Below are 19,458 nucleotides of genomic sequence, written 5' to 3'. Positions count from 1 at the left end.
GCGCCGCGCGGGCGGCGCTCGATTTATGCCCCACCACATAACCCAAGCCAGGTACTTGGTAGCCTCAAATCTCTCTCCCGGCGAACATTGCCTATCCACAATCCCTGAGTAACCTAATTTTTCCGCAGCGCCCTACGTCTACCTGAGAACCTCCCTGCGCCAGGCGCGCAGTGGCATCCATCACTCAAGGAGACAGGCAATGACTTCCGTATTCGACCGCGACGATATCCAGTTCCAGGTAGTGGTCAACCACGAAGAGCAATACTCCATCTGGCCGGACTACAAGGCCATCCCCGAAGGCTGGCGCGCGGTAGGCAAGAGCGGCCTGAAGAAGGATTGCCTGGCCTACATCGACGAAGTCTGGACCGACATGCGTCCCTTGAGCCTGCGCCAGCAGATGGCCGCAGCTGCCGCCCAGTGACCCCGCTCAACCTGCTGTGCCTGCCGTATTCCGGGGCCAGTGCCATGGTCTACAGCCGCTGGCGGCGCAAGCTGCCGGCCTGGCTGCAGGTGCGCCCGGTCGAACTCCCTGGGCGGGGGGCACGCATGGGCGAGCCGCTGCAGACCGACATGCAGGCGCTGGCCCGGCAGTTGGCCAGTGAGCAACGCCTGGCCGTCAACGCGCCTTATGCGTTGCTCGGCCATAGTCTTGGCGCACTGCTGGCCTTCGAACTGGCCCACGAACTGCGCGCATTGGGCTGCCCGGCACCGCTGGCGCTGTTCGCTTGCGGCACGGCGGCGCCCACCCGGCGCGAGGATTACGATGGCCACAACTGGCGCGACCCCAAGAGCGATGACCAGCTCAAGTCCGAACTGCGCGAACTCAATGGCACGCCGGAGGAGGTGCTGGCCAATGCCGAGCTGATGAGCCTGACCTTGCCCACCCTGCGCGCTGACTTCCTGCTCTGCGGCCGTTATCTCTACCGTCAGCGGCCTGCCTTGCAGTGCCCGCTGCATGTGCTCGGTGGCGAAGCGGACCGGGCCAGCGCAGAGCAACTGCAGGCCTGGCGCAGGGAAACCCTCGGTGCCTTTTCGCTGCAGATGTTCCCCGGCGGCCACTTCTTCATCCACGAGCACGAGGACCAGGTGCTCGCTGCGCTGACACAGGCCCTTGAGGCGTATCGGCTTTCTGCCTGATTGACGGCGCCGCCTGCCTGGGGGAGGCTAGGCCTTTTTCCAGGCAAGAGGCGGACAATGCTGATCGAACATCACAAGGCCACGTTGCTGGTGGTCGACATCCAGGAAAAGCTCATCGGCGCCATGAGCGACCCTCAAGGCACTCGCGCCCGAGCGCGCTGGTTGCTCTCGGCCTGCCATGACCTGGAACTGCCGATCGTGATTTCCGAGCAGTACCCCAAAGGCCTGGGTCACACCTTGTCGGAACTGATCGCGGTGGCCCCGGCGGCAGAAGTGGTGGAAAAGACCCATTTCTCCTGCGTGGCCGCCCAATGCTTGCCGGCCGGCCTGATGGCCCGTGAGCAGGTCATCGTCTGCGGCATGGAAACCCACGTCTGCGTGCTGCAGACCGTGCTTGGCCTGCTGGCCCTGGGCAAGCAGGTGCTGGTGGTCGAGGATGCCTGCGACAGCCGTACCCCGGCCAACAAAGCCGCGGGCCTTGCGCGCATGCGCCAGGCCGGGGCGCAAGTGGTGACCCGGGAAATGGTGCTGTTCGAGCTCATGGGCAGCGCCAGCCACCCGCAGTTCCGCCACATCAGCAAGACCTATCTGGTCGGTGAACAGCCCTGAACGGCCGTCTGTTGGCGGCCGGGCTGATGGCCCTGGCGCTGTTGCAGGGGTGCGCCGGGCGCCGCGAGGAAGAGCCGGAGGCCGACCCGGCCAAGGTTCGCGCTCAGCTGATGCGCCTGCTGCCGGCCCAGGCCAGGGACCGCGAAGGCTGGGCCAGGGATATCCAGGTGGCGTTCGAGGCCCAGCGCATTGCGCCGAGCAAGCGCAACCTGTGCGCGGTGCTGGCGGTGACCGAGCAGGAGTCGACCTTCAATGCTGACCCGCAAGTGCCCGGCCTCGGGCGCATCGCCCGTGAGGAAATCGACCGCCGTGCGGCGCGCCTGCACATTCCCAAGCTGCTGGTCGACGCTGCACTGAAGACGCCTTCAGGCAATGGCCAGAGCTATCAGCAGCGCCTGCTGGCAGTGCGCAGCGAGAAGCAACTGAGCGCGCTGTACGACGAGTTCATCGCGCGCTTGCCGTTGGGCAAGACCTTGCTGGACGGCTTGAACCCTGTGCACACCGGCGGGCCGATGCAGGTCAGCATTGATTTCGCCGAAAAGCACGCCAAGGATTATCCCTACACCTATGACGGCACCCTTCGCCAGGAAGTCTTCAGCCGCCGTGGGGGCATGTACTTCGGTATTGCCCATCTGCTCGGCTATCCGGTGCATTACGAGCGCCAGCTGTACCGCTTCGCTGATTTCAACGCGGGGTGGTACGCCAGCCGCAATGCCGCGTTCCAGGCTGCCTTGAGCAAGGTCACGGGGGCATCCCTGGCGCTGGATGGCGACCTGGTCGCCCCCGGTTCGATCATGCCCGGCAGCACTGAGCAGGCGGCGCGCAAGCTCGGGGTCAAGCTGGGGCTGCGCAACACACAGATCCGCAACCAGCTGGAGCTCGGTGACAGCCTGGCGTTCGAGGACAGCAAGCTGTACAGCGGGGTGTTTGCCCTGGCCGATGCGGCTGCGGGCAAGCCGCTGCCGCGGGCCGTGCTGCCGGGGATCGAGCTGAAAAGCCCGAAGATCACCCGTAAGCTGACGACCGCCTGGTTTGCCGGGCGGGTGGACGAGCGTTATGAGCGGTGCATGAATCGATAGCGCATGGCCAAGGCCCTGCAGGCAGCCTGTTCAGGCCGACAGCAACGGCCAGCCCTGGTGATGCTCCACCAGAAAATCCACGAACACCCGCACCCGTGCCGGCATCGCCGGCCCGCCGACGAATACCGCATGCAGCGGTTCGCGGTCGCCTGGGTTGTAGTCTTCCAGTAGCGCTACCAGTTGTCCGTTTTTCAGCTCATCGGCTACGGTAAAGGTCCCGATCCGGGCAATGCCCGCCCCCAGCCTGGCCAGCTGCGCCAACGCCTCGCCACTGCTGCACTCGATATTCCCCGTCACTTTCAGTGAAAAATCCTCCCCCGCCCGGCGAAACGGCCAATCCGGTGCTGCACGCCGGAAGTTGAAGCGCAGGCAGTTGTGCTGCGCCAGGTCCTCCGGCACCTGCGGCGCGCCACAGCGTGACAGGTAGTCGGGCGAAGCGACCACCACCTGGCCGGTATGACCGATGCAGCGTGCACTGAGCGAGCTGTCTGGCAGCTGGCCGAAGCGCAGCGCCACGTCGGCCTGACCGCCATGGATATCGGCGATTTCATCGCTCAGCGTCAGGTCCACCAGCACCTGCGGATACAACGCGCTGAACGCCGTCAGCAACGGCACCACCGTCTGCCGCCCATGCCCCAGCGCCGCGCTGACCCGCAAGCGCCCGCGCGGCACGCCCTGATCGGTGATCGCCTCTTCGACTTCCAGCAGGTCGGCCAGGATGCGCCGCGCCCCGCGCAGGTACGCCTCACCCTCGGTGGTGAGGGTGATCGCGCGGGTGGTGCGCAGCAGCAGGCGGGTACCCAGGCGCTGCTCGGCGCGGGCGATGATGCGACTCACCGCCGAGGGTGTCAGGCCCAGCTCGCGGGCCGCGGCAGACAGGCTGCCGGCATCCACCACCTTGGCAAAAACCTCCATCTCCCCGGATCGCCCGTTGAAATCCATCTGTGCCTCCAGCGCAAAGGTGGTTACCGGGAAACCGGTCTAGTGCATTCAAAAGTCTTATCGTAGCATTCCCGTCATAGATAAGGAGCCTTGTATGCGTATCAATCCCCCTCTCGTCGCGCTCGCCATCGGTGCCTTCGGCATCGGTGTGACCGAGTTCGCCCCCATGGGCATGCTGCCCGGCATTGCCAGCGACCTCGGCGTGTCGATCCCGGCGGCAGGCCTGCTGGTCAGTGCCTACGCGCTAGGTGTGCTGATCGGTGCCCCGTTGATGACCCTGGCCACCGGCAAAGTGCCGCGGCGCTACCTGCTGATCGGGTTGATGGCCATCTTTACCCTGGGCAACCTGCTTTCGGCCCTGGCCACCGATTACCAGAGCCTGCTGATTGCACGGGTGGTGACCTCGCTCAACCATGGCGCGTTCTTTGGCGTCGGCTCGGTGGTGGCGGCCAGCGTGGTGCCGCCCGAGAAGCGGGCAGGGGCGGTGGCCGCCATGTTCATGGGCCTGACCCTTGCCACCATTGGCGGTGTGCCGCTGGCCACTTGGTTCGCAGAGCTGCTCGGCTGGCGTACGGCGTTCTGGGGCATTGCCGGCCTGGGCCTGGTGGCGATGGCTTCGCTGTGGTTCGCGCTGCCCAGTGTGCCGCTGCCCAAGAGCGCAGGTGTGATGGCCGAAATCCGTGTGCTGGGGCGTGGGCCGGTGCTGGCGGCGCTGACCCTGACCGTGGTCGGCTCCAGCGCGATGTTCACCGTGTTCACCTACATTGCACCGATCCTTCACAGCCAGGCGCAGGCTTCCACGACCTTCATCACCGCCATGCTGGTGCTGTTCGGCATTGGCCTGACCCTGGGCAACGCGTGGGGCGGCAAGGCCGCGGATCGCTCGGTCGAGCGTACCTTGATCGTGTCGTTGCTGGTGTTGATTGCAGTGCTGCTGGTGTTCCCGGCGATGCTTGGCTGGTCGCTGCCGACGGCGCTGGCCATCCTGATCTGGGGCATTGCCAGTTTCGCCCTGGTGCCGCCGCTGCAGATGCGCGTGATGGATGCCGCCAAGGACGCGCCCAACTTGGCCTCGGCGGTGAACATTGGCGCGTTCAACCTGGGCAATGCGATTGGTGCGGCGCTGGGCGGCGCGGTGATCAACGCAGGGTTGGGATACTCGGCGGTGTCGTTTGCCGGGGCCGGGATGGCGCTGCTGGGGCTGCTGCTGACCATCGCCTGGCGATCGCGGCCGGCAGTGCCGGTGCAGCAGACGGCGTAACGAACAGTGGGCTGCAAAGCAGCCCCGTTTGTGTAGACTTGCCGGGTGCCGATAAGGAAATCACCATGCATCCCACCCAGGCCGATATCGAAGCCTTGCTGTGCTACCAGGCCCAGCTCTACCCCAATGGCGTAGCGATCAAGACCTACACCCTCCAGGAAGGCAGCCTTTGGCCCGATTATCAAACGGTGGTCAGCGCGTTTTACCAGGAGGCCGGCAGGGACTGCTGGATCGACGTCAATTACCGGCCCACCGCCGACCACCTGCTCAGCGCCCCTGACACCATCGCCCAGGCCACCTTGCCCCAACTGCAGAGCCTGCTGACCTACTGCGTGCGTGGTGAACGGTTCTGTGACGGCCATTGGGCGGCCATGATCGAACGGGGCCACGTGCAGCGCATCCTCTCGCGTTTGGCCGCGTTTGCCTGAAGGCACGCAAATAGCTTGGCTCGGTACCATCTTCCCGCTGTTCATCAGCCGCCAGGCCGAAGTCGGCGCCGAGTACGACCTGGGCCGAGTCGCCTTCACTGCCAGCGCGTTGCGCATTCGCCAGCCGGCCTACGAGACCAACGCCATATCACGAGTGTTCGGCCGCCACGCCGCGCACCTACCTGCTCTGCGCCATCCTCGGTTTCTGAAGCGTGCTCAGCGGCTACCTGCTCAAGGCAGGCCGTTGCGTCCATGGGCAAGGTAGCCAGGCCGCTGGCTCAGGCGTTGGTAATAGTCACTCACGGCGGGCAGTTGGGGATGATCGATCGGTGTGGCGAACCAGCGCTGCACCGACAGGCCGATGGGGATGTCGGCCAAGGTGAAGTGCTTGCAAGCGACGAACGCGCCGGTCGCAGCCAGTTGCCGATCGAGGATGCCCATGTAGCGCGCCCACTCTGCGCAACCGGCCGCCAGCGCCTGGGTATCCTGATGCGCAGGCGAGTGGCGTACCCGCGACATGAACGGGTAACTCCACGCCCGGTTCAGGTCAGAGGCCTGCCAGTCGATCCACTGGTCGATGCGCGCCCGTGCCTGTGCTTCGCTTGGGTAGCAGGCCGCATCGCCATAGCGGTTGGCCAGGTAGCGGATGATGCTGTTGGATTCCCACAGCGTGAAATCGCCGTCCTGGATCACCGGGACCATGGCGTTGGGGTTGAGCGTGAGGAATTCGGGCGCATCGGTGGGCCGGAAGCCGTTGCCCCAGTCTTCGCGGGTGAAGGGGATGCTGAATTCGGCACAGGCCCACAGCACCTTGCGCACGTTGATCGATGAGGCCCTGCCCAGTATCCGTAACATAGCTTCGTCCTTGATGGGGGGAGTGCTGATCGTCAACGACCGCATTGTTTGGGTCAAGCGGGATCTGAAGCAGACATTCACCTGCGGCTCTGGCAAGGTGGAACGCCGATCACGTCAGGCTTGAATCGCCCATGGATGCCTTCTACCTCATCGCCCTCGGTGCCATCGTCGCCGGTTTCGTCCAGGGCCTTTCCGGCTTTGCCTTCGGCATGGTCGCGATGTCGTTCTGGGCCTGGGGCCTGGAACCACGCCTGGCGGCGTCGCTGACCGTGTTCGGCAGCCTCACCGGCCAGCTGATCGCCGTGTTCAGCGTGCGACGCGGCTTCAGCTGGGCGCTGTTGTGGCCGTTCTTGCTCGGCGGCCTGGCCGGCATCCCGCTGGGGGTGTGGGTATTGCCGTACCTGGACATGCTCTGGTTCAAGGCGGTGTTCGGCACCTTGCTGGTGCTGTGGTGCCCGCTGATGCTGCTGGCGCCGCGCCTGCCACGGCTGCCGGGCAACCGCCTGGCCGATGGTGCGGTGGGCCTGGTGGGCGGGGCGCTCGGCGGAATCGGTGGTTTTACCGGCACAGTGCCTACACTGTGGTGTACCTTGCGCGGCTTCGAGCGTGATACCCAGCGTGCGGTGATCCAGAACTTCAACCTGTCGATGCTGCTGGTGACCATGCTCACCTACCTGGGCACCGGCGTGGTGACCCGCGACATGCTGCCCGCGTTCGCTGTGGTGCTGCTGTCCATGGCACTGCCGGCGCTGCTGGGCACGCGGGTGTACCTGGGAATCAGCGAGCTGGCGTTTCGCCGGGTGGTGCTGGGGTTGTTGACCGCCTCGGGGGTGGCCATGCTCATGGCATCGCTGCCGCAGTTGTCGAGCCGTTGAGTGCTTGCCTGGAGGCACTGAACTTGGCACCCTTTGCGCCGCTTCGATCTTCCGTGCCGTAACAGAAGGAACCGCACCGTTGAGTTGGGACAAAGTCGGCAAACGTCTGATCGCCATGCTGCTTGGCCTGATGGTCATCCTGGTGGCTTATATGCTGCTCAAGCCCCAGTCACGGCTCGAGGCGACCTTGACCTACGCTTACCTGACCTATCCCAGCCAGTTCAGCGAGCGCATCAGCCGGGCCAACGCGCAGCTCAAGTACGAGCAGTTGCAGCCGCGCATCAACACCATCAGCGACGGCGCGTTGAACCCGTATCAGGTCGACAAGCTGATCGAACTGGCCCAGGCACCTTATGCGCAGCTGTTTGCCAAACCCTTCGAAGCCGGGTTGGTCGACCACCGTACTGGCTTGCTCATCGACCTGCACACCCGTGGCGACAGTGATGTGCGTGAGGTGAAGATCCGGCTGCCGGCCAAGGGCCTGGTGCAGGTACGCGATGGGTCGGGTAACGACACCCTGTACGAGGCGGCGACGGCGCAGGTAGAGATACCGGCCATCAAGAAGGGCAGCGAGTGCCGGGTCTGGGTGTATTTCGACGCCGACTACGCACAGATTCGCCAGGGTGGCATCGGTGTCAGTTTTGCTGGTGGCGAGGCCACTGTGCGGGTCTACCGTGAATTCACTGGGTTCCCGGCGCTGGTGGCACGCTACAGCCGCGAGTTGGTGGGGTTGCTCGCGGCATTGATGCTCAGCGTGCTGGGGATGGGGTACGCCTGCCTGGCCCGGCGGCGCGCCCTGGCCTGAGCATTCCTGCACCGGCCTCTTCGCGGGCTTGCCCGCTCCCACAGGTACTGCACAAGGCTTGAGAGCTGTGGTGTCCCTGTGGGAGCGGGCAAGCCCGCGAAGAGGCCGGTACAGGATCACTCAGGCTGGAACCATGGCAAAGCCCACGCCAAAGCGGTTCCAGGCGTTGATGGTGGCGATGGCCAAGGTCAGGTTGGCCAGCTCGGCCGGCTCGAAGTGCTGCTGCAGCGCTTCGTATTCTGCTTGCGGGGCGCCACGCTCGGGCAGACGGGTCAGGCATTCCACCCAGGCCAGCGCGGCACGTTCACGCGGGGTGAAATAATTCGTTTCCTGCCAGGCGCACAGGGTCTGCAAGCGCGCCTCGGTCTCGCCGGCCTTGCGCGCGTCATTGGCATGCATGTTCACGCAGTAGGCGCAGCCGTTGATCTGCGAAGCCCGCAGGCGCACCAGCTCAAGCAGTGAGTTTTCCAGGCCACTCTTGGCCAGGGCCTGCTCCAGGCCGACCATGGCCTTGTAGGCTTCCGGCGCGTGTTTGGCCCATTCGATACGGTTGTGCATGACGTGCTCCAGGGATGTGTGTGGACATGCCGCTACCTTAGCGCCGAGCGGTGACTGGCCCGATAGCCAATCGCGCGCTTTGCCGGGAGGCCAATCGGGCCATTAAGGTGGCCACTGACCTGCATCCAATCTCTTCATTTCTTCCCTGACTGCCTGGACAGGATAATGGCCGGGTCTTGCTTGGGAGTTTCGATACGTGATGAGAGGGGCGTTGAACCTGTTGCTGGTGATCTTGCTAGCACTGAACCTGAGACCGATCCTGACCAGTATTGGCCCGTTGCTCGAGCCGATGCGCGCCAGCACCGGGCTGGGCTACCAGCAGGCGGCATTGCTGACGGCGTTGCCGGTACTGTGCATGGGCCTGGTGCCGTTGTTGCAGCCCTGGCTGCGGCGCTGGGTCAGCGAACATGGCTGCATGCTCGCCGGCCTTGGCGCCATTGCCCTGGCCTGCCTGTGGCGGCTGCAACTGGACAGCGCCTGGGCGCTGATCGCCAGCGCGGTACTGGCCGGGTTGGGCGTGGCGGTGGTGCAGGGCATGATGCCGGGCTTGGTCAATCGCTGGTTCCCCGGCCGCCTGGCCGGGACCATGGGCCTGTACTCGGCGGCGCTGATGTGTGGCGGCGGCCTGGCTGCGGTGCTCGGCCCGTCTATCAGCGGGCACTTCGGCCACTGGCAGGCCGGGCTGGGCTTGTGGGCGATCCCGGCGCTGCTGGCGGTGCTGGCCTGGGCCGTGCTGCGGCCCCGGGCATACGCACCGAAGCTGGCCGGCGCCGCTGGCGGGCACTGGTTCGGCACGCGGCGGGCCTGGCTGCTGGCGCTGTACTTCGGCCTGATCAATGGCGGCTATACCAGCATGGTCGCCTGGCTACCGGCCTACCACCTGGAGCACGGTGGCACGGCGCAGGGCGGTGGCGGCCTGGTCGGCCTGATGACCATTTTCCAGGTGTGCGGTGCCCTGGGCCTGCCGCTGTTGCTGCGCGGCGTTGCTGACCGGCGCCCGGGCTTGTGGCTGGCACTGTCGATCCAGCTGGCGGGCTTCCTTGGCTTGCTGCTGGCACCGACGCTGGCCATGGGCCTGTGGGTAGCGCTGATCGGCTTTGGCTTGGGCGCTTGCTTCAGCCTGAGCCTGACCTTGACCCTGGAGCACCTCCAGACGCCCGCTGAAGCCGGCAGCCTGGCGGCCTTCGTGCAGGGCATCGGCTTCATCATCACCGGCATCATCCCGTACATCACCGGTTGGTTGCGGGATGTCAGCGGTGATTTCCAGGCATCGTGGACGCTGCTGACCGTCACCGTGCTGGCGATGCTGCTGGTGACCGCCTGTTTCGCCCCACGCGGCTACGCAGCGGCCATCGCCCGGCCGCGGCAGGCTGGCGAGGCGGCGCTCAACTGAGACGTTGCAAGGTATCGCGGACGCGGTCCAGTGCCGGGTCGATGTCCAGCAGCTCGATGGCGCCGAAGCCCAGCAGCAACCCTTGGCGCACGGGCGCTTCGCTGAAGAACGGCGCCAGCGAGTACAGGCCCACCTCCACCTTGCGGGCGAGGTTGGCCAGCAACTCGACATCCACCCCAGGCCGCGCCAGCGCGCTCAGGTGGAACCCTGCATTGGCGGGCACGGCGCTGAACCAGGGCGCCAGGTCGCCGTCCAGCCGCGCCAGAATGCGTTCGCGGCGGCCGCTGTAGATGTCATGGCAGCGGCGGATATGCTTGTTCAGGTGGCCCTCGCCAATGAACCGAGCCAGGGCCCACTGCAGCAAGGTCGGGCTGTGCCAGTCGCTCAGGTGTTTGGCCACGCAGGCGGCGCTGAGCACTGCCGGAGGCAGCACCGCGTAACCCAGGCGCAGCTCTGGCAGCAAGGTCTTGGAAAAGGTCCCGACATACGCCACCAGCCCTTGCCGGTCGAGGCGCTGCAGCGCATCGGCGGCCTGGCCCTGGTAGCGGAATTCGCAGTCGTAGTCGTCCTCGATGATCAACGCGCCTAGCTCGGCGGCCCGCGCCAGCAAGGCATGACGGCGGGCCTCGCTCATCGGCATGCCGAGCGGAAACTGGTGCGAAGGCGTCACGTAGATCAGCCGAGTGCCCTCGGCGATGTGAGAAACGCACAGTCCCTCATCGTCCACCGGCACGGATTGCAGCTTTGCCCCCAGGGCCAGGAACAGCTGGCGTGCGGGCGGGTAGCCGGGGTCTTCCATGGCCACCTGGCAGCCGGGCTCGACCAGTACCCGGGCGATCAGGTCCAGGGCCTGTTGGGCGCCATTGCACACCAGTACATCTGCCCCATTGCAATGCACGCCACGGGCATAGGCGATATGGCGGGCAATGGCCTCGCGCAGTTCGGGCAAGCCCTGGGCGGCAAACTGCCGTTCGGGGTGTCGCTGGCTGCGGCGCAGCGCGTAGTTCAGGCAACTGCGCCACTGGTCGAAGGGGAACTGCGCCTTGTTCGAGGCACCGCCGATGAAGTCATAGCGCGACGGGGCTTCCTGGGTGCGCCTGGCAAGTACCGTGGCGCGTTGCTGCCAGCGCTCCAGGGCGGCGGCAGCGGCCAGGGGCACGGTGGAGGGTTCATGGGTGCGCAGCGCTTGGCGCGGGGTGATGAAGGTGCCGCGGCCGACCACGCCGCTGAGCAGGTTGTCGTAGGTCAACCGCGAATAGGCCTCGGCCACGGTCTTGCGCGACACGCCCAGTTGCTCGGCCAGCAGCCGGGTCGGCGGCAGTTGCGTGCCGGCGGCCAGGTGGCCGCTGTCGATGCCGGCGCGCAGTTGCTGGTAGAGCTGGTCGGCCAGGCCTTTGCGGCCGTCCAGGCGGATATGCAGTTCCATGATCGCTGTCCCAGGCACGAGAGTGCTGAGGATAGCGGATCAGAACCGTGCGGTGCTCACCGTGATGTAGCCCTTGTCGTTGAGGTCGATGCATATCACCGTTTCATCCGCCGAAGCCTTGCGTTTCTGCTTGATGCGCACGCCCTTGACGCCGATGGCGCGCATCCGGTGGCGGATGGCTCGCCCGCAGGGATCGAAGAAGATCTCGCTGGCAAGCAGTTCGATGCGCTCGACCAGTTGCCGGGTGTATTCGTCGGTTGCACAAAAGAACAGCACGCCTGACAGGTGTGGGTCGTCGTCCGGGTTGTTGACGTCGTGGGCCAGCAGCTCGCGCAGGGCACTGCGCAGTTCGGCCTGGGTGCGGGAATCTGGGTGCATGCGCAGGGTCCTCTGTGGCGAAGACGTCGATCATGTTTTGACCGACCCAAGGGCGGCAAGTAAGGCACTTCGGAATGCGCTGTGGGAATTTTCTGTGAATCCCAAGAAGGTGAGAATGCCGACCCGCAGCGGCGCAGCCTGCACTACGCAGCGGGTGGGCATTTCCACGAAGGTTGTTACTGCTCAGCCTCCTGCTTGAACTTCAAACGCCACCCATGCAGCAACGGCTCGGTATACCCGCCAGGTTGCTCACGCCCCTTGAACACCAGCTCCTGTGCTGCACGGTATGCATGCGAGCCCGCGAAATTACCGGCCATCGGCCGGTACGCCGGATCCCCGGCATTTTGCTGGTCCACCACCTTGGCCATGCGCTGCAAAGTCGTCTCGACCTGATCACTGCCGACCACCCCATGATGCAGCCAGTTGGCGATGTGCTGGGCCGAGATGCGCAAGGTGGCACGGTCTTCCATCAACCCCACGTCATGGATGTCCGGCACCTTCGAGCACCCGACGCCTTGCTCCACCCAGCGCACGACATACCCCAGGATGCCCTGGCAGTTGTTGTCCAGCTCGGCCTGGATATCCTCGGCATTCCAGGGCCGGCCCGGGCTGACCGGGATGCTCAGCAGGTCATGCAGCAACTGTTCGCGCTCGGCGTTCAGGTCGACGCTTTCCAGTTGCGCCTGTACAGCCGGCACGTCCACCTGGTGATAATGCAGCGCATGCAAGGTCGCGGCAGTCGGTGAGGGCACCCAGGCGGTGTTGGCGCCGGCGCGGGGCTGGGCGACCTTCTGCTCGAGCATGGCCGCCATCAGGTCAGGCATGGCCCACATGCCCTTGCCGATCTGCGCCTTGCCGCGCAGGCCGCAGGCCAGGCCCACCAGCACGTTGCTGCGTTCGTAGGCCTGGATCCAGGCGCTGCCTTTCATGTCGCCCTTGCGCAGCATGGCGCCGGCTTCCATGGCGCTGTGCATCTCGTCGCCGGTGCGGTCGAGGAACCCGGTGTTGATGAACACCACCCGCGCTCCCGCGCTGGCGATGCAGGCCGCGAGGTTGACGCTGGTGCGCCGCTCTTCGTCCATGATGCCCATCTTCAAGGTGTGCCGGGGCAGGCCCAGCAGGTCCTCGACACGGCCGAACAGTTGGTCGGCGAAGGCCACTTCGGCCGGGCCATGCATCTTCGGCTTGACGATGTACAGGCTGCCTTCGCGGGAGTTGCCGCGACGCTTGAGGTCGTGCAGACCGATCAGGCTGGTGACCACGGCGTCAAGGATGCCCTCGGGGATCTCCCGGCCATCGCGGTCGTGGATCGCCGGGTTGGTCATCAGGTGGCCGACGTTACGGATGAACAGCAGCGAGCGGCCGGGCAGGGTCAGTGGCTGGCCATCCGCACCCTGATATTCGCGGTCCTTGGCCAGCATGCGGGTGAAGGTCTCGCCACCCTTGCTGACCTGCTCGCTGAGGTCGCCCTTCATCAGCCCCAGCCAGTTGCGGTAGACATTCACCTTGTCCTCGGCATCCACTGCCGCCACCGAGTCCTCGCAGTCGATGATGGTGGTCAACGCCGCTTCGATGAGGATGTCCTTGACCCCGGCGGGGTCGGCTTTGCCGATGGTGCTGGTTGGGTCGACCTGGATTTCGACATGCAGGCGATGGTGTTGCAGCAGGATGGCCGTTGGTTGGCCGGGTTGGCCTTGATAGCCGCGCAGCTGCGCAGGCTCCGCGAGGCCGACCTGGCGGCCATCGCGCAAGGTCACCGACAGGTTGCCCTGGTCGACCGTGTAGGTCTGGGCGTCGGTGTGGGAAGCACCTGCGAGCGGTGCCGAGCGGTCGAGGAATTCCCGGCCGAAAGCAATGACCTTGGCGCCGCGCTCCGGGTTGTAGCCCTGGCCGCGCCCGGCGCTGTCACTGTCGGGGATGGCGTCGGTACCGTACAGGGCGTCATACAGCGAGCCCCAGCGGGCGTTGGCGGCGTTCAGCGCGTAGCGGGCATTGCTCAGCGGCACTACCAGTTGCGGGCCGGCCTGCTCGGCGATTTCGCGGTCGACCTGGTTGGTGCTGATGCGCACGTGCTGCGGGGTTTCAACGAGGTAGCCGATGCGGCGCAGGAACGCCTGGTAGGCAGCCATGTCACGGATCGGGCCCGGGTGCTGGCGGTGCCAGTTGTCCAGTTCGTGCTGCAGGCGCTCGCGTTCGGCGAGCAGCTCGCGGTTGCGTGGGGCCAGGTCGTGGACCAGGGTGCTGAAGCCTTGCCAGAAGCTGGCGGCGTCGATGCCGGTGCCAGGCAGCACTTCATCCTCGATGAAGCGTTGCAGGATCGGGGCGACTTTGAGGGGATGGGGCATTGTCTTCTCGCTCAGTGTACAGATTCAGAGAATGTGCTGCTTGTGCCGGCCTCTTCGCGGCTAAAGCCGCTCCTACAGGTACTGAGCAACCGTTGAAACCTGTGCTGTCCCTGTGGGAGCGGGTTCACCCGCGAAGGGTGCGGCGCCGATTCAAAGGGCCGCCACGCCCGCCTTGGCTACCTGGGCATCCTGCTCGGGCTTGACCCCGGACACGCCGACGGCGCCCACCACCTGGCCGTCGACCAGCACGGGCACGCCGCCTTCCAGGCTGGTCAGCAGTGGCGCGGTGACAAAGGCGGTACGCCCGCCATTGACCATTTGCTCGAAGTCGCGGGTTTCCTTGCGCCCCAGGGCGGCACTGCGGGCCTTTTCCATGGCGATGTAGGCACTCGACGGGGCACAGCCGTCCATACGCTCCAGGGCCAGCGGGTGGCCGCCGTCGTCGACCACGGCGATGGTCACCTTCCACTGTTGCGCCTGGGCTTGCTGGCGGGCGGCGGCGAGCAGGCGGCTCACTTCCGCCTGGCCGATCACGGGTTTGCTATGCATGGCTGTTCTCCTGGCTCAAGGCTGCTTCGACGATTTCGATCCAGTGCCGCACCGGCGTGCGCCCGGCCCCGTCGAGGTGGGTCTGGCAGCCGATGTTGGCGGTAGCGATGACCTGTGGTTTGCCGCTTTCCAGCGCGTTCAGGCGGTTGTCGCGCAATTGCCGCGACAGCACCGGCTGGGTCAGCGAATAGGTGCCGGCCGAGCCGCAGCACAGGTGGCCGTCCGGCACTGCGGTAAGGGTGAAGCCCAGGCGCGTCAGCAGGCTTTCGACCTGGCCGCCGAGCTTGAGCGCATGTTGCAGGGTGCAAGGGCAATGGAAGGCCAGGCGCTGGTCGGCGCACAGGCCGAGTTGTTCGACCGGTTCGTCGCGCAGCACTTCGACCAGGTCCCGCGACAGGGCACTGACCCGTGCAGCCTTGGTGGCGTAACGCGGGTCGTGTGCCAGCAGGTGACCGTAGTCACGCACGAAGGCACCGCAGCCACTGGCGGTCTGCACGATGGCTTCGGCGCCGGCCTCGATGGCCGGCCACCAGGCATCGATGTTGCGCCGGGCGCGCTCCAGGCCTTGTTCCTGGGCATTGAGGTGGTAGTCCACCGCACCGCAGCAGCCGGCTTCAGCCGCCGGCTCCACGCTGATCCCCAGGCGGTCCAGCAGGCGCGCGGTGGCGGCGTTGGTATTGGGCGACAAGGCGGCCTGCACGCAACCTTCGAGCAGCAGGATGCGCCGCGCATGGCGGGGCACGGGCCGTTCGCCGGGGGGCGTCACCTGGGCCGGCAGCTTGCTCTTCAGTTCGGCCGGCAGCAACGGCCGCAGGGCTTGGCCCGTGCGCGTCAGGGCCTTGAACAGCGCCGGGCGTGGCACCACTGCGCGCAGGCCCTGGCGCAGCAGGCGCTGGCCGAGCGGGCGCGGTACCCGCTGCTCGACCACGGCGCGGCCGATGTCCAGCAGGTCGTGGTACTTGACCCCCGACGGGCAGGTGGTTTCGCAGTTGCGGCAGGTCAGGCAACGGTCCAGGTGCAGTTGCGTGCTGGCGGTGACCGGCGCGCCTTCGAGCACCTGCTTGATCAGGTAGATACGCCCCCGTGGCCCGTCCAGTTCATCGCCGAGCAACTGGTAGGTCGGGCAGGTGGCCGTGCAGAAACCGCAGTGTACGCAGGTGCGCAGGATGCTTTCGGCTTCCTCGCCGCGGGGCAGGCGCTTGGCGCTTTCGCTCAGGTTGGTTTGCATGGGCGTGGCCTCACAGTTCCGGGTACAGGCGGCCAGGGTTGAATACGCCCTGGGGATCGAGTTGTTGCTTGAGCGCGAGGTGGTAGCGCAGCAGCGCCGCTGGCAGCGGCGCGCTGCTGTCGTCGCCGGGGGCATAGAGGGTGGCGTGGCCGCCGGCCCTGGCCGCTTGTTCGCGGATCAACTGCACCGGTGCCGTCGACTTCAGCCAGCGTTGCGCGCCGCCCCAGTCGATGAGCTGCTGCCCCGGCAAGTCGAGTTCGCCGCTGGCGGTCGGGACCGACAGCCGCCATAGCGGCGCCGGGTCGCAGAAGAAGGCCAGGCGCTGTTCGCGCAGGTCACTCCAGAAACGGCTGTCCAGCACTTCGCCGCCCAGGCGCTGGCGGGCCGACTGGACCGAGCCTTCACCCCCTTCCAGGCGCAGGTGCAGTGCTTCGCCATCGTGGCAGGCGGCGCTTATCGGCAGCGGCTGCTGGCCCCATTCGGCCAGTTCGGCCAAGGCCTGGTGGCGGTCCATCGGCAGGCGCAGGCTGAGGCATTCGCGTGGGCGTGGCAGTACCTTCAGCGACACTTCGGTCAACACCCCGAGGCAGCCAAAGCTGCCGGCCATCAGCCGCGAGACGTCATAGCCGGCAACGTTCTTCATCACTTCGCCACCAAAACGCAGTAGCTTGCCGTGCCCGGTGATGACCCGCGTGCCGAGTACGTAGTCACGTACCGACCCGGCCCATGGCCGGCGCGGGCCGGACAACCCGGCCGCGACCATGCCGCCCAGGGTCGCCTCGGCGCCCAGGTGCGGCGGTTCGCAGGGCAGCATTTGCCCGGCCTCGTGCAGCGCCGCCTCGATCTCCAGCAACGGCGTGCCAGCCCGGGCGGTGAGCACCAGCTCGGTCGGGTCGTAGCTGACGATGCCCCGGTGGTTGCGGGTATCGAGGATTTCGCCGGCCACCGGGCGGCCGAGCATGGCCTTGCTGTTGCCTCCCTGGATGCGCAGCGGCGTGCCCTGGTTGAGGGCCTGGTTGACCTGTTCGAGCAGGTCCGGGCTCATGTCGCGGTCCATGCTCATCAGAAGCGCTCCAGTTCGGGGAAGGGCAATTGCCCGTGGTGCACGTGCAGTGCACCGAACTCGGCGCAGCGGTGCAGGGTGGGGATGTTCTTGCCCGGGTTGAGCAGCCCTTGCGGGTCGAATGCCGCCTTGACGGCATGGAACAGGGTGATTTCGTCGCTGTTGAACTGCGCGCACATCTGGTTGATCTTCTCGCGGCCTACGCCGTGCTCGCCGGTGATGCTGCCGCCCACCGCCACGCACAATTCGAGGATCCGCCCGCCGATGGCCTCGGCGCGTTCCAGCTCGCCAGGCAGGTTGGCATCGAACAGGATCAGCGGGTGCATGTTGCCATCGCCGGCATGGAACACGTTGGCCACGCGCAGGCCATATTCCTCGCTCAGTTCACTGATGCCCTTGAGCACCCGTGGCAGCTCGCGCCGCGGGATGGTGCCGTCCATGCAGTAGTAGTCCGGGGAAATCCGCCCCACCGCCGGGAAGGCATTCTTGCGCCCGGCCCAGAAGCGCACACGCTCGGCTTCGTCGCAGGCCAGGCGCACTTCACGGGCACCGGCTTGCTTGAGCACGTCGGCCACCCGCGCGCAGTCATCCTGGACGTCGGCTTCGACACCATCCAGCTCGCACAAGAGGATGGCGGCCGCGTCCACCGGGTAGCCGGCGTGGATGAAATCCTCCGCGGCGCGGATCGCCAGGTTGTCCATCATCTCCAGGCCACCGGGGATGATGCCGGCGGCGATGATCTCGGCCACGGCGCGGCCGGCGTCCTCGACGCTATCGAAGCTGGCCAGCAGAACTCGCGCCACCTGGGGTTTGGGCAGCAGTTTGACGGTCACTTCGGTAACGATGCCGAGCATGCCCTCGGAGCCGGTGAACAGCGCCAGCAGGTCGAAGCCCGGGCTGTCGAGGGCGTCGCTGCCCAAGGTCAGGCGTTCGCCCTCGACGGTGAGGATTTCGACCTTGAGCAGGTTGTGCACGGTCAGGCCGTACTTCAGGCAGTGCACGCCACCGGCGTTTTCGGCGACGTTGCCGCCGATCGAGCAGGCGATTTGCGAAGACGGGTCGGGTGCGTAGTACAGGCCATGGGGCGCGGCCGCCTGGGAAATGGCCAGGTTGCGTACACCGGGCTGCACCCGGGCGAAACGCCCTTGTGGGTTGACTTCGAGAATGCGGTTGAAGCGTGCCATTACCAGCAGGATGCCCTTGGCCAGTGGCAGGGCACCGCCCGACAGGCCGGTCCCGGCGCCGCGCGCCACCACCGGCACGCCACGCAGGTGGCAGAGCCTGAGCAACGTCTGCACCTGTTCCAGGCGTTCGGGCAGCACCACCAGTAGCGGCACAGTGCGGTAGGCCGAGAGGCCGTCGCATTCATACGGCTTGAGATCTTCCGCCCGATGCAGGATCTCCAGGTCGGGGAGTGCATCGCGCAACGCCTGTAACAGCGCGGGCTGATCCACGGCGGGCAGCGCGCCGTCGACACGTTCGTCGTAGAGGATGTTCATGAGGCTCACTCAGCGGCAATTTTTGTTGTTGTGGGCAAACCGGACGCTTTGCAGCCTGCGCGTTTGGCCGGGAGCGGTCGAGGGCATAGGGCACTGGTCCTACCAGTTTTTCCGTTGGGGGCTGGTTATCCATGGCTTCGACCGGCTAGATTGGTGTCGGCGCAGGGCAGTGGTCCTACCAGTTGGAGTGTGCTAATGGGGATTGAAGGCAAGGCCAAGGTCGCAGACCAGGTGGCCGAGCGGGTGGAGCGGCTGATCGTCGAAGGTGTGCTCAAGGTCGGCCAGGCCTTGCCATCGGAACGGCGGCTGGTGGAAAAGCTCGGTTGCTCGCGGTCGGCATTGCGGGAGGGCCTGCGCATCTTGCGTGGGCGCGGCATCATCGACACCGAGCAGGGGCGCGGTTCGTTCGTTGCCGACCTGGCCGGGCAGGCGGGGGCCACACCGTTGATGCACCTGTTCAGCTCACAGCCGCGCACGCTGTTCGACTTGCTGGAAGTGCGCGCCTTGCTGGAGGCGGAATCGGCACGCCTGGCGGCGTTGCGCGCCACCGATGTCGACCGCCTGCTGATCCGCAGGCGCTATGAAGACATGCTCGATGCCCATGCGGCTGCCGAAGTGCTCGACCCACGCGAACATGCCCGGCGTGACCATGCCTTCCATCGGGCGATCAGCGAGGCGTCACACAATCCGGTGCTGGTGCATACCTTGCAGTCATTGAGCGACCTGACCTTGAGTACGGTGTTCGCCTCGGTCAACAACCTGTATTGCCGCCCTGCGCAAAAGCGCCAGATCGACCGCCAGCATGCGCGCTTGTATCACGCGGTGATGGAGCAATTGCCCGAGCAGGCGCAGCGGGCAGCGCGCGAACATATCAACGGGATTCGCGACAGCTTGCGGGATATCGAGCAGGAAGAGCAACGCCTGGTCAGGGCGACGATGCGCATGGATGGTTGGGGCTGAGTTTTGCCTGTACTGGCCTCTTCGCGGGCACGCCCGCTCCCACAGAGAACACGCATTTTCATGTGTTG

20 protein-coding genes are annotated in these 19,458 nt (G+C 66.0%); 10 read left to right on the top strand and 10 right to left on the bottom strand.

All coding sequences use genetic code 11. The features are described from left to right. The first annotated feature begins 199 nt into the window (after positions 1 to 199). Genes APH33_RS21605 through APH33_RS21590 form a run of 4 tightly spaced genes read left to right on the top strand, consistent with a single transcriptional unit; the run spans position 200 to position 2,825 of the window. Positions 200 to 421 (top strand): MbtH family protein, encoded by a 222-nt coding sequence (locus tag APH33_RS21605; RefSeq protein WP_054887100.1) that lies wholly within the window; start codon positions 200 to 202, stop codon positions 419 to 421. Beyond that, on the top strand, positions 418 to 1,137 hold the full coding sequence (locus tag APH33_RS21600; protein ID WP_054887099.1) for a thioesterase II family protein: 720 nt from the start codon (positions 418 to 420) through the stop codon (positions 1,135 to 1,137). Before APH33_RS21605 ends, APH33_RS21600 begins: the two co-directional genes overlap by 4 nt. Before the next feature lie 57 nt (positions 1,138 to 1,194). Beyond that, the gene (locus APH33_RS21595) at positions 1,195 to 1,746 is read left to right on the top strand and encodes a hydrolase (RefSeq protein WP_054887098.1); all 552 of its coding nucleotides are present in this window, start codon (positions 1,195 to 1,197) and stop codon (positions 1,744 to 1,746) included. Between the two features lie 26 nt (positions 1,747 to 1,772). Continuing rightward, positions 1,773 to 2,825, top strand: coding sequence for a DUF1615 domain-containing protein (locus APH33_RS21590; protein WP_054887097.1), 1,053 nt, complete (start codon positions 1,773 to 1,775; stop codon positions 2,823 to 2,825). 30 nt (positions 2,826 to 2,855) lie between these two features. On the opposite strand, the gene APH33_RS21585 is transcribed toward APH33_RS21590, so the two are convergent. Continuing rightward, the gene (locus APH33_RS21585) at positions 2,856 to 3,767 is read right to left on the bottom strand and encodes a LysR family transcriptional regulator (protein ID WP_054887096.1); all 912 of its coding nucleotides are present in this window, start codon (positions 3,765 to 3,767) and stop codon (positions 2,856 to 2,858) included. Positions 3,768 to 3,861: 94 nt separating this feature from the next. Here APH33_RS21585 and APH33_RS21580 point away from each other — a divergent pair, with 94 nt between their 5' ends. Then, positions 3,862 to 5,028, top strand: a complete 1,167-nt coding sequence (locus APH33_RS21580) for an MFS transporter (RefSeq protein ID WP_054887095.1) — start codon at positions 3,862 to 3,864, stop codon at positions 5,026 to 5,028. A gap of 65 nt (positions 5,029 to 5,093) precedes the next feature. Next, on the top strand, positions 5,094 to 5,456 hold the full coding sequence (locus tag APH33_RS21575) for a DUF6508 domain-containing protein (protein ID WP_054887094.1): 363 nt from the start codon (positions 5,094 to 5,096) through the stop codon (positions 5,454 to 5,456). Between the two features lie 231 nt (positions 5,457 to 5,687). Here the strand turns inward: APH33_RS21575 and APH33_RS21570 are convergent, their stop codons facing one another. Further along, positions 5,688 to 6,311: a glutathione S-transferase family protein gene (locus APH33_RS21570; RefSeq protein ID WP_054887093.1), complete on the bottom strand. Its 624-nt coding sequence runs from the start codon at positions 6,309 to 6,311 to the stop codon at positions 5,688 to 5,690. 131 nt (positions 6,312 to 6,442) lie between these two features. Between APH33_RS21570 and APH33_RS21565 the strand changes: the two genes are divergently transcribed. Both APH33_RS21565 and APH33_RS21560 read left to right on the top strand, forming a co-directional pair. Continuing rightward, the gene (locus APH33_RS21565) at positions 6,443 to 7,186 is read left to right on the top strand and encodes a sulfite exporter TauE/SafE family protein (protein WP_054887092.1); all 744 of its coding nucleotides are present in this window, start codon (positions 6,443 to 6,445) and stop codon (positions 7,184 to 7,186) included. Positions 7,187 to 7,265: 79 nt separating this feature from the next. After that, positions 7,266 to 7,991: a hypothetical protein gene (locus APH33_RS21560; RefSeq protein WP_054887091.1), complete on the top strand. Its 726-nt coding sequence runs from the start codon at positions 7,266 to 7,268 to the stop codon at positions 7,989 to 7,991. Between the two features lie 120 nt (positions 7,992 to 8,111). Here APH33_RS21560 and APH33_RS21555 read toward each other — a convergent pair whose 3' ends face one another. Next, positions 8,112 to 8,549, bottom strand: coding sequence for a carboxymuconolactone decarboxylase family protein (locus APH33_RS21555; RefSeq protein ID WP_054887090.1), 438 nt, complete (start codon positions 8,547 to 8,549; stop codon positions 8,112 to 8,114). Between the two features lie 199 nt (positions 8,550 to 8,748). Between APH33_RS21555 and APH33_RS21550 the strand changes: the two genes are divergently transcribed. Further along, on the top strand, positions 8,749 to 9,942 hold the full coding sequence (locus APH33_RS21550) for a cyanate transporter (protein ID WP_054887089.1): 1,194 nt from the start codon (positions 8,749 to 8,751) through the stop codon (positions 9,940 to 9,942). Here APH33_RS21550 and APH33_RS21545 read toward each other — a convergent pair. From APH33_RS21545 to glcD, 7 genes are all read right to left on the bottom strand, one after another. Next, entirely contained in the window at positions 9,935 to 11,368 is a 1,434-nt protein-coding gene (locus APH33_RS21545; protein ID WP_054887088.1) for a PLP-dependent aminotransferase family protein, read from the bottom strand. The two genes, APH33_RS21550 and APH33_RS21545, sit on opposite strands and share 8 nt — an antisense overlap. 39 nt (positions 11,369 to 11,407) lie before the next feature. Beyond that, on the bottom strand, positions 11,408 to 11,746 hold the full coding sequence (locus APH33_RS21540) for a hypothetical protein (protein ID WP_054887087.1): 339 nt from the start codon (positions 11,744 to 11,746) through the stop codon (positions 11,408 to 11,410). Positions 11,747 to 11,922: 176 nt separating this feature from the next. After that, positions 11,923 to 14,091, bottom strand: coding sequence for a malate synthase G (locus APH33_RS21535; RefSeq protein ID WP_054887086.1), 2,169 nt, complete (start codon positions 14,089 to 14,091; stop codon positions 11,923 to 11,925). Positions 14,092 to 14,241: 150 nt separating this feature from the next. Beyond that, positions 14,242 to 14,640, bottom strand: coding sequence for a heme-binding protein (locus APH33_RS21530; RefSeq protein ID WP_054887085.1), 399 nt, complete (start codon positions 14,638 to 14,640; stop codon positions 14,242 to 14,244). Next, complete coding sequence (glcF, locus tag APH33_RS21525) at positions 14,633 to 15,868, bottom strand: glycolate oxidase subunit GlcF (protein WP_054887084.1); 1,236 nt, start codon at positions 15,866 to 15,868, stop codon at positions 14,633 to 14,635. Before glcF ends, APH33_RS21530 begins: the two co-directional genes overlap by 8 nt. A gap of 10 nt (positions 15,869 to 15,878) precedes the next feature. Next, positions 15,879 to 16,931, bottom strand: a complete 1,053-nt coding sequence (gene glcE / locus APH33_RS21520; protein WP_054887083.1) for a glycolate oxidase subunit GlcE — start codon at positions 16,929 to 16,931, stop codon at positions 15,879 to 15,881. Further along, entirely contained in the window at positions 16,931 to 18,430 is a 1,500-nt protein-coding gene (glcD, locus tag APH33_RS21515; RefSeq protein ID WP_054887082.1) for a glycolate oxidase subunit GlcD, read from the bottom strand. The genes glcE and glcD overlap by 1 nt, the downstream gene beginning before the upstream one ends. A 195-nt stretch (positions 18,431 to 18,625) precedes the next feature. Here glcD and glcC point away from each other — a divergent pair, with 195 nt between their 5' ends. Further along, positions 18,626 to 19,390: a transcriptional regulator GlcC gene (gene glcC, locus APH33_RS21510; protein ID WP_054887081.1), complete on the top strand. Its 765-nt coding sequence runs from the start codon at positions 18,626 to 18,628 to the stop codon at positions 19,388 to 19,390. Positions 19,391 to 19,458 lie beyond the last annotated feature (68 nt).

Source organism: Pseudomonas sp. NBRC 111130 (assembly GCF_001320485.1).
In the GTDB taxonomy this organism is placed as follows: Bacteria; Pseudomonadota; Gammaproteobacteria; order Pseudomonadales; family Pseudomonadaceae; genus Aquipseudomonas; species Aquipseudomonas vlassakiae.
The sequence above is the reverse complement of the archived record's forward strand: the minus strand, read 5'-3'. Positions and strand labels throughout refer to the sequence as shown.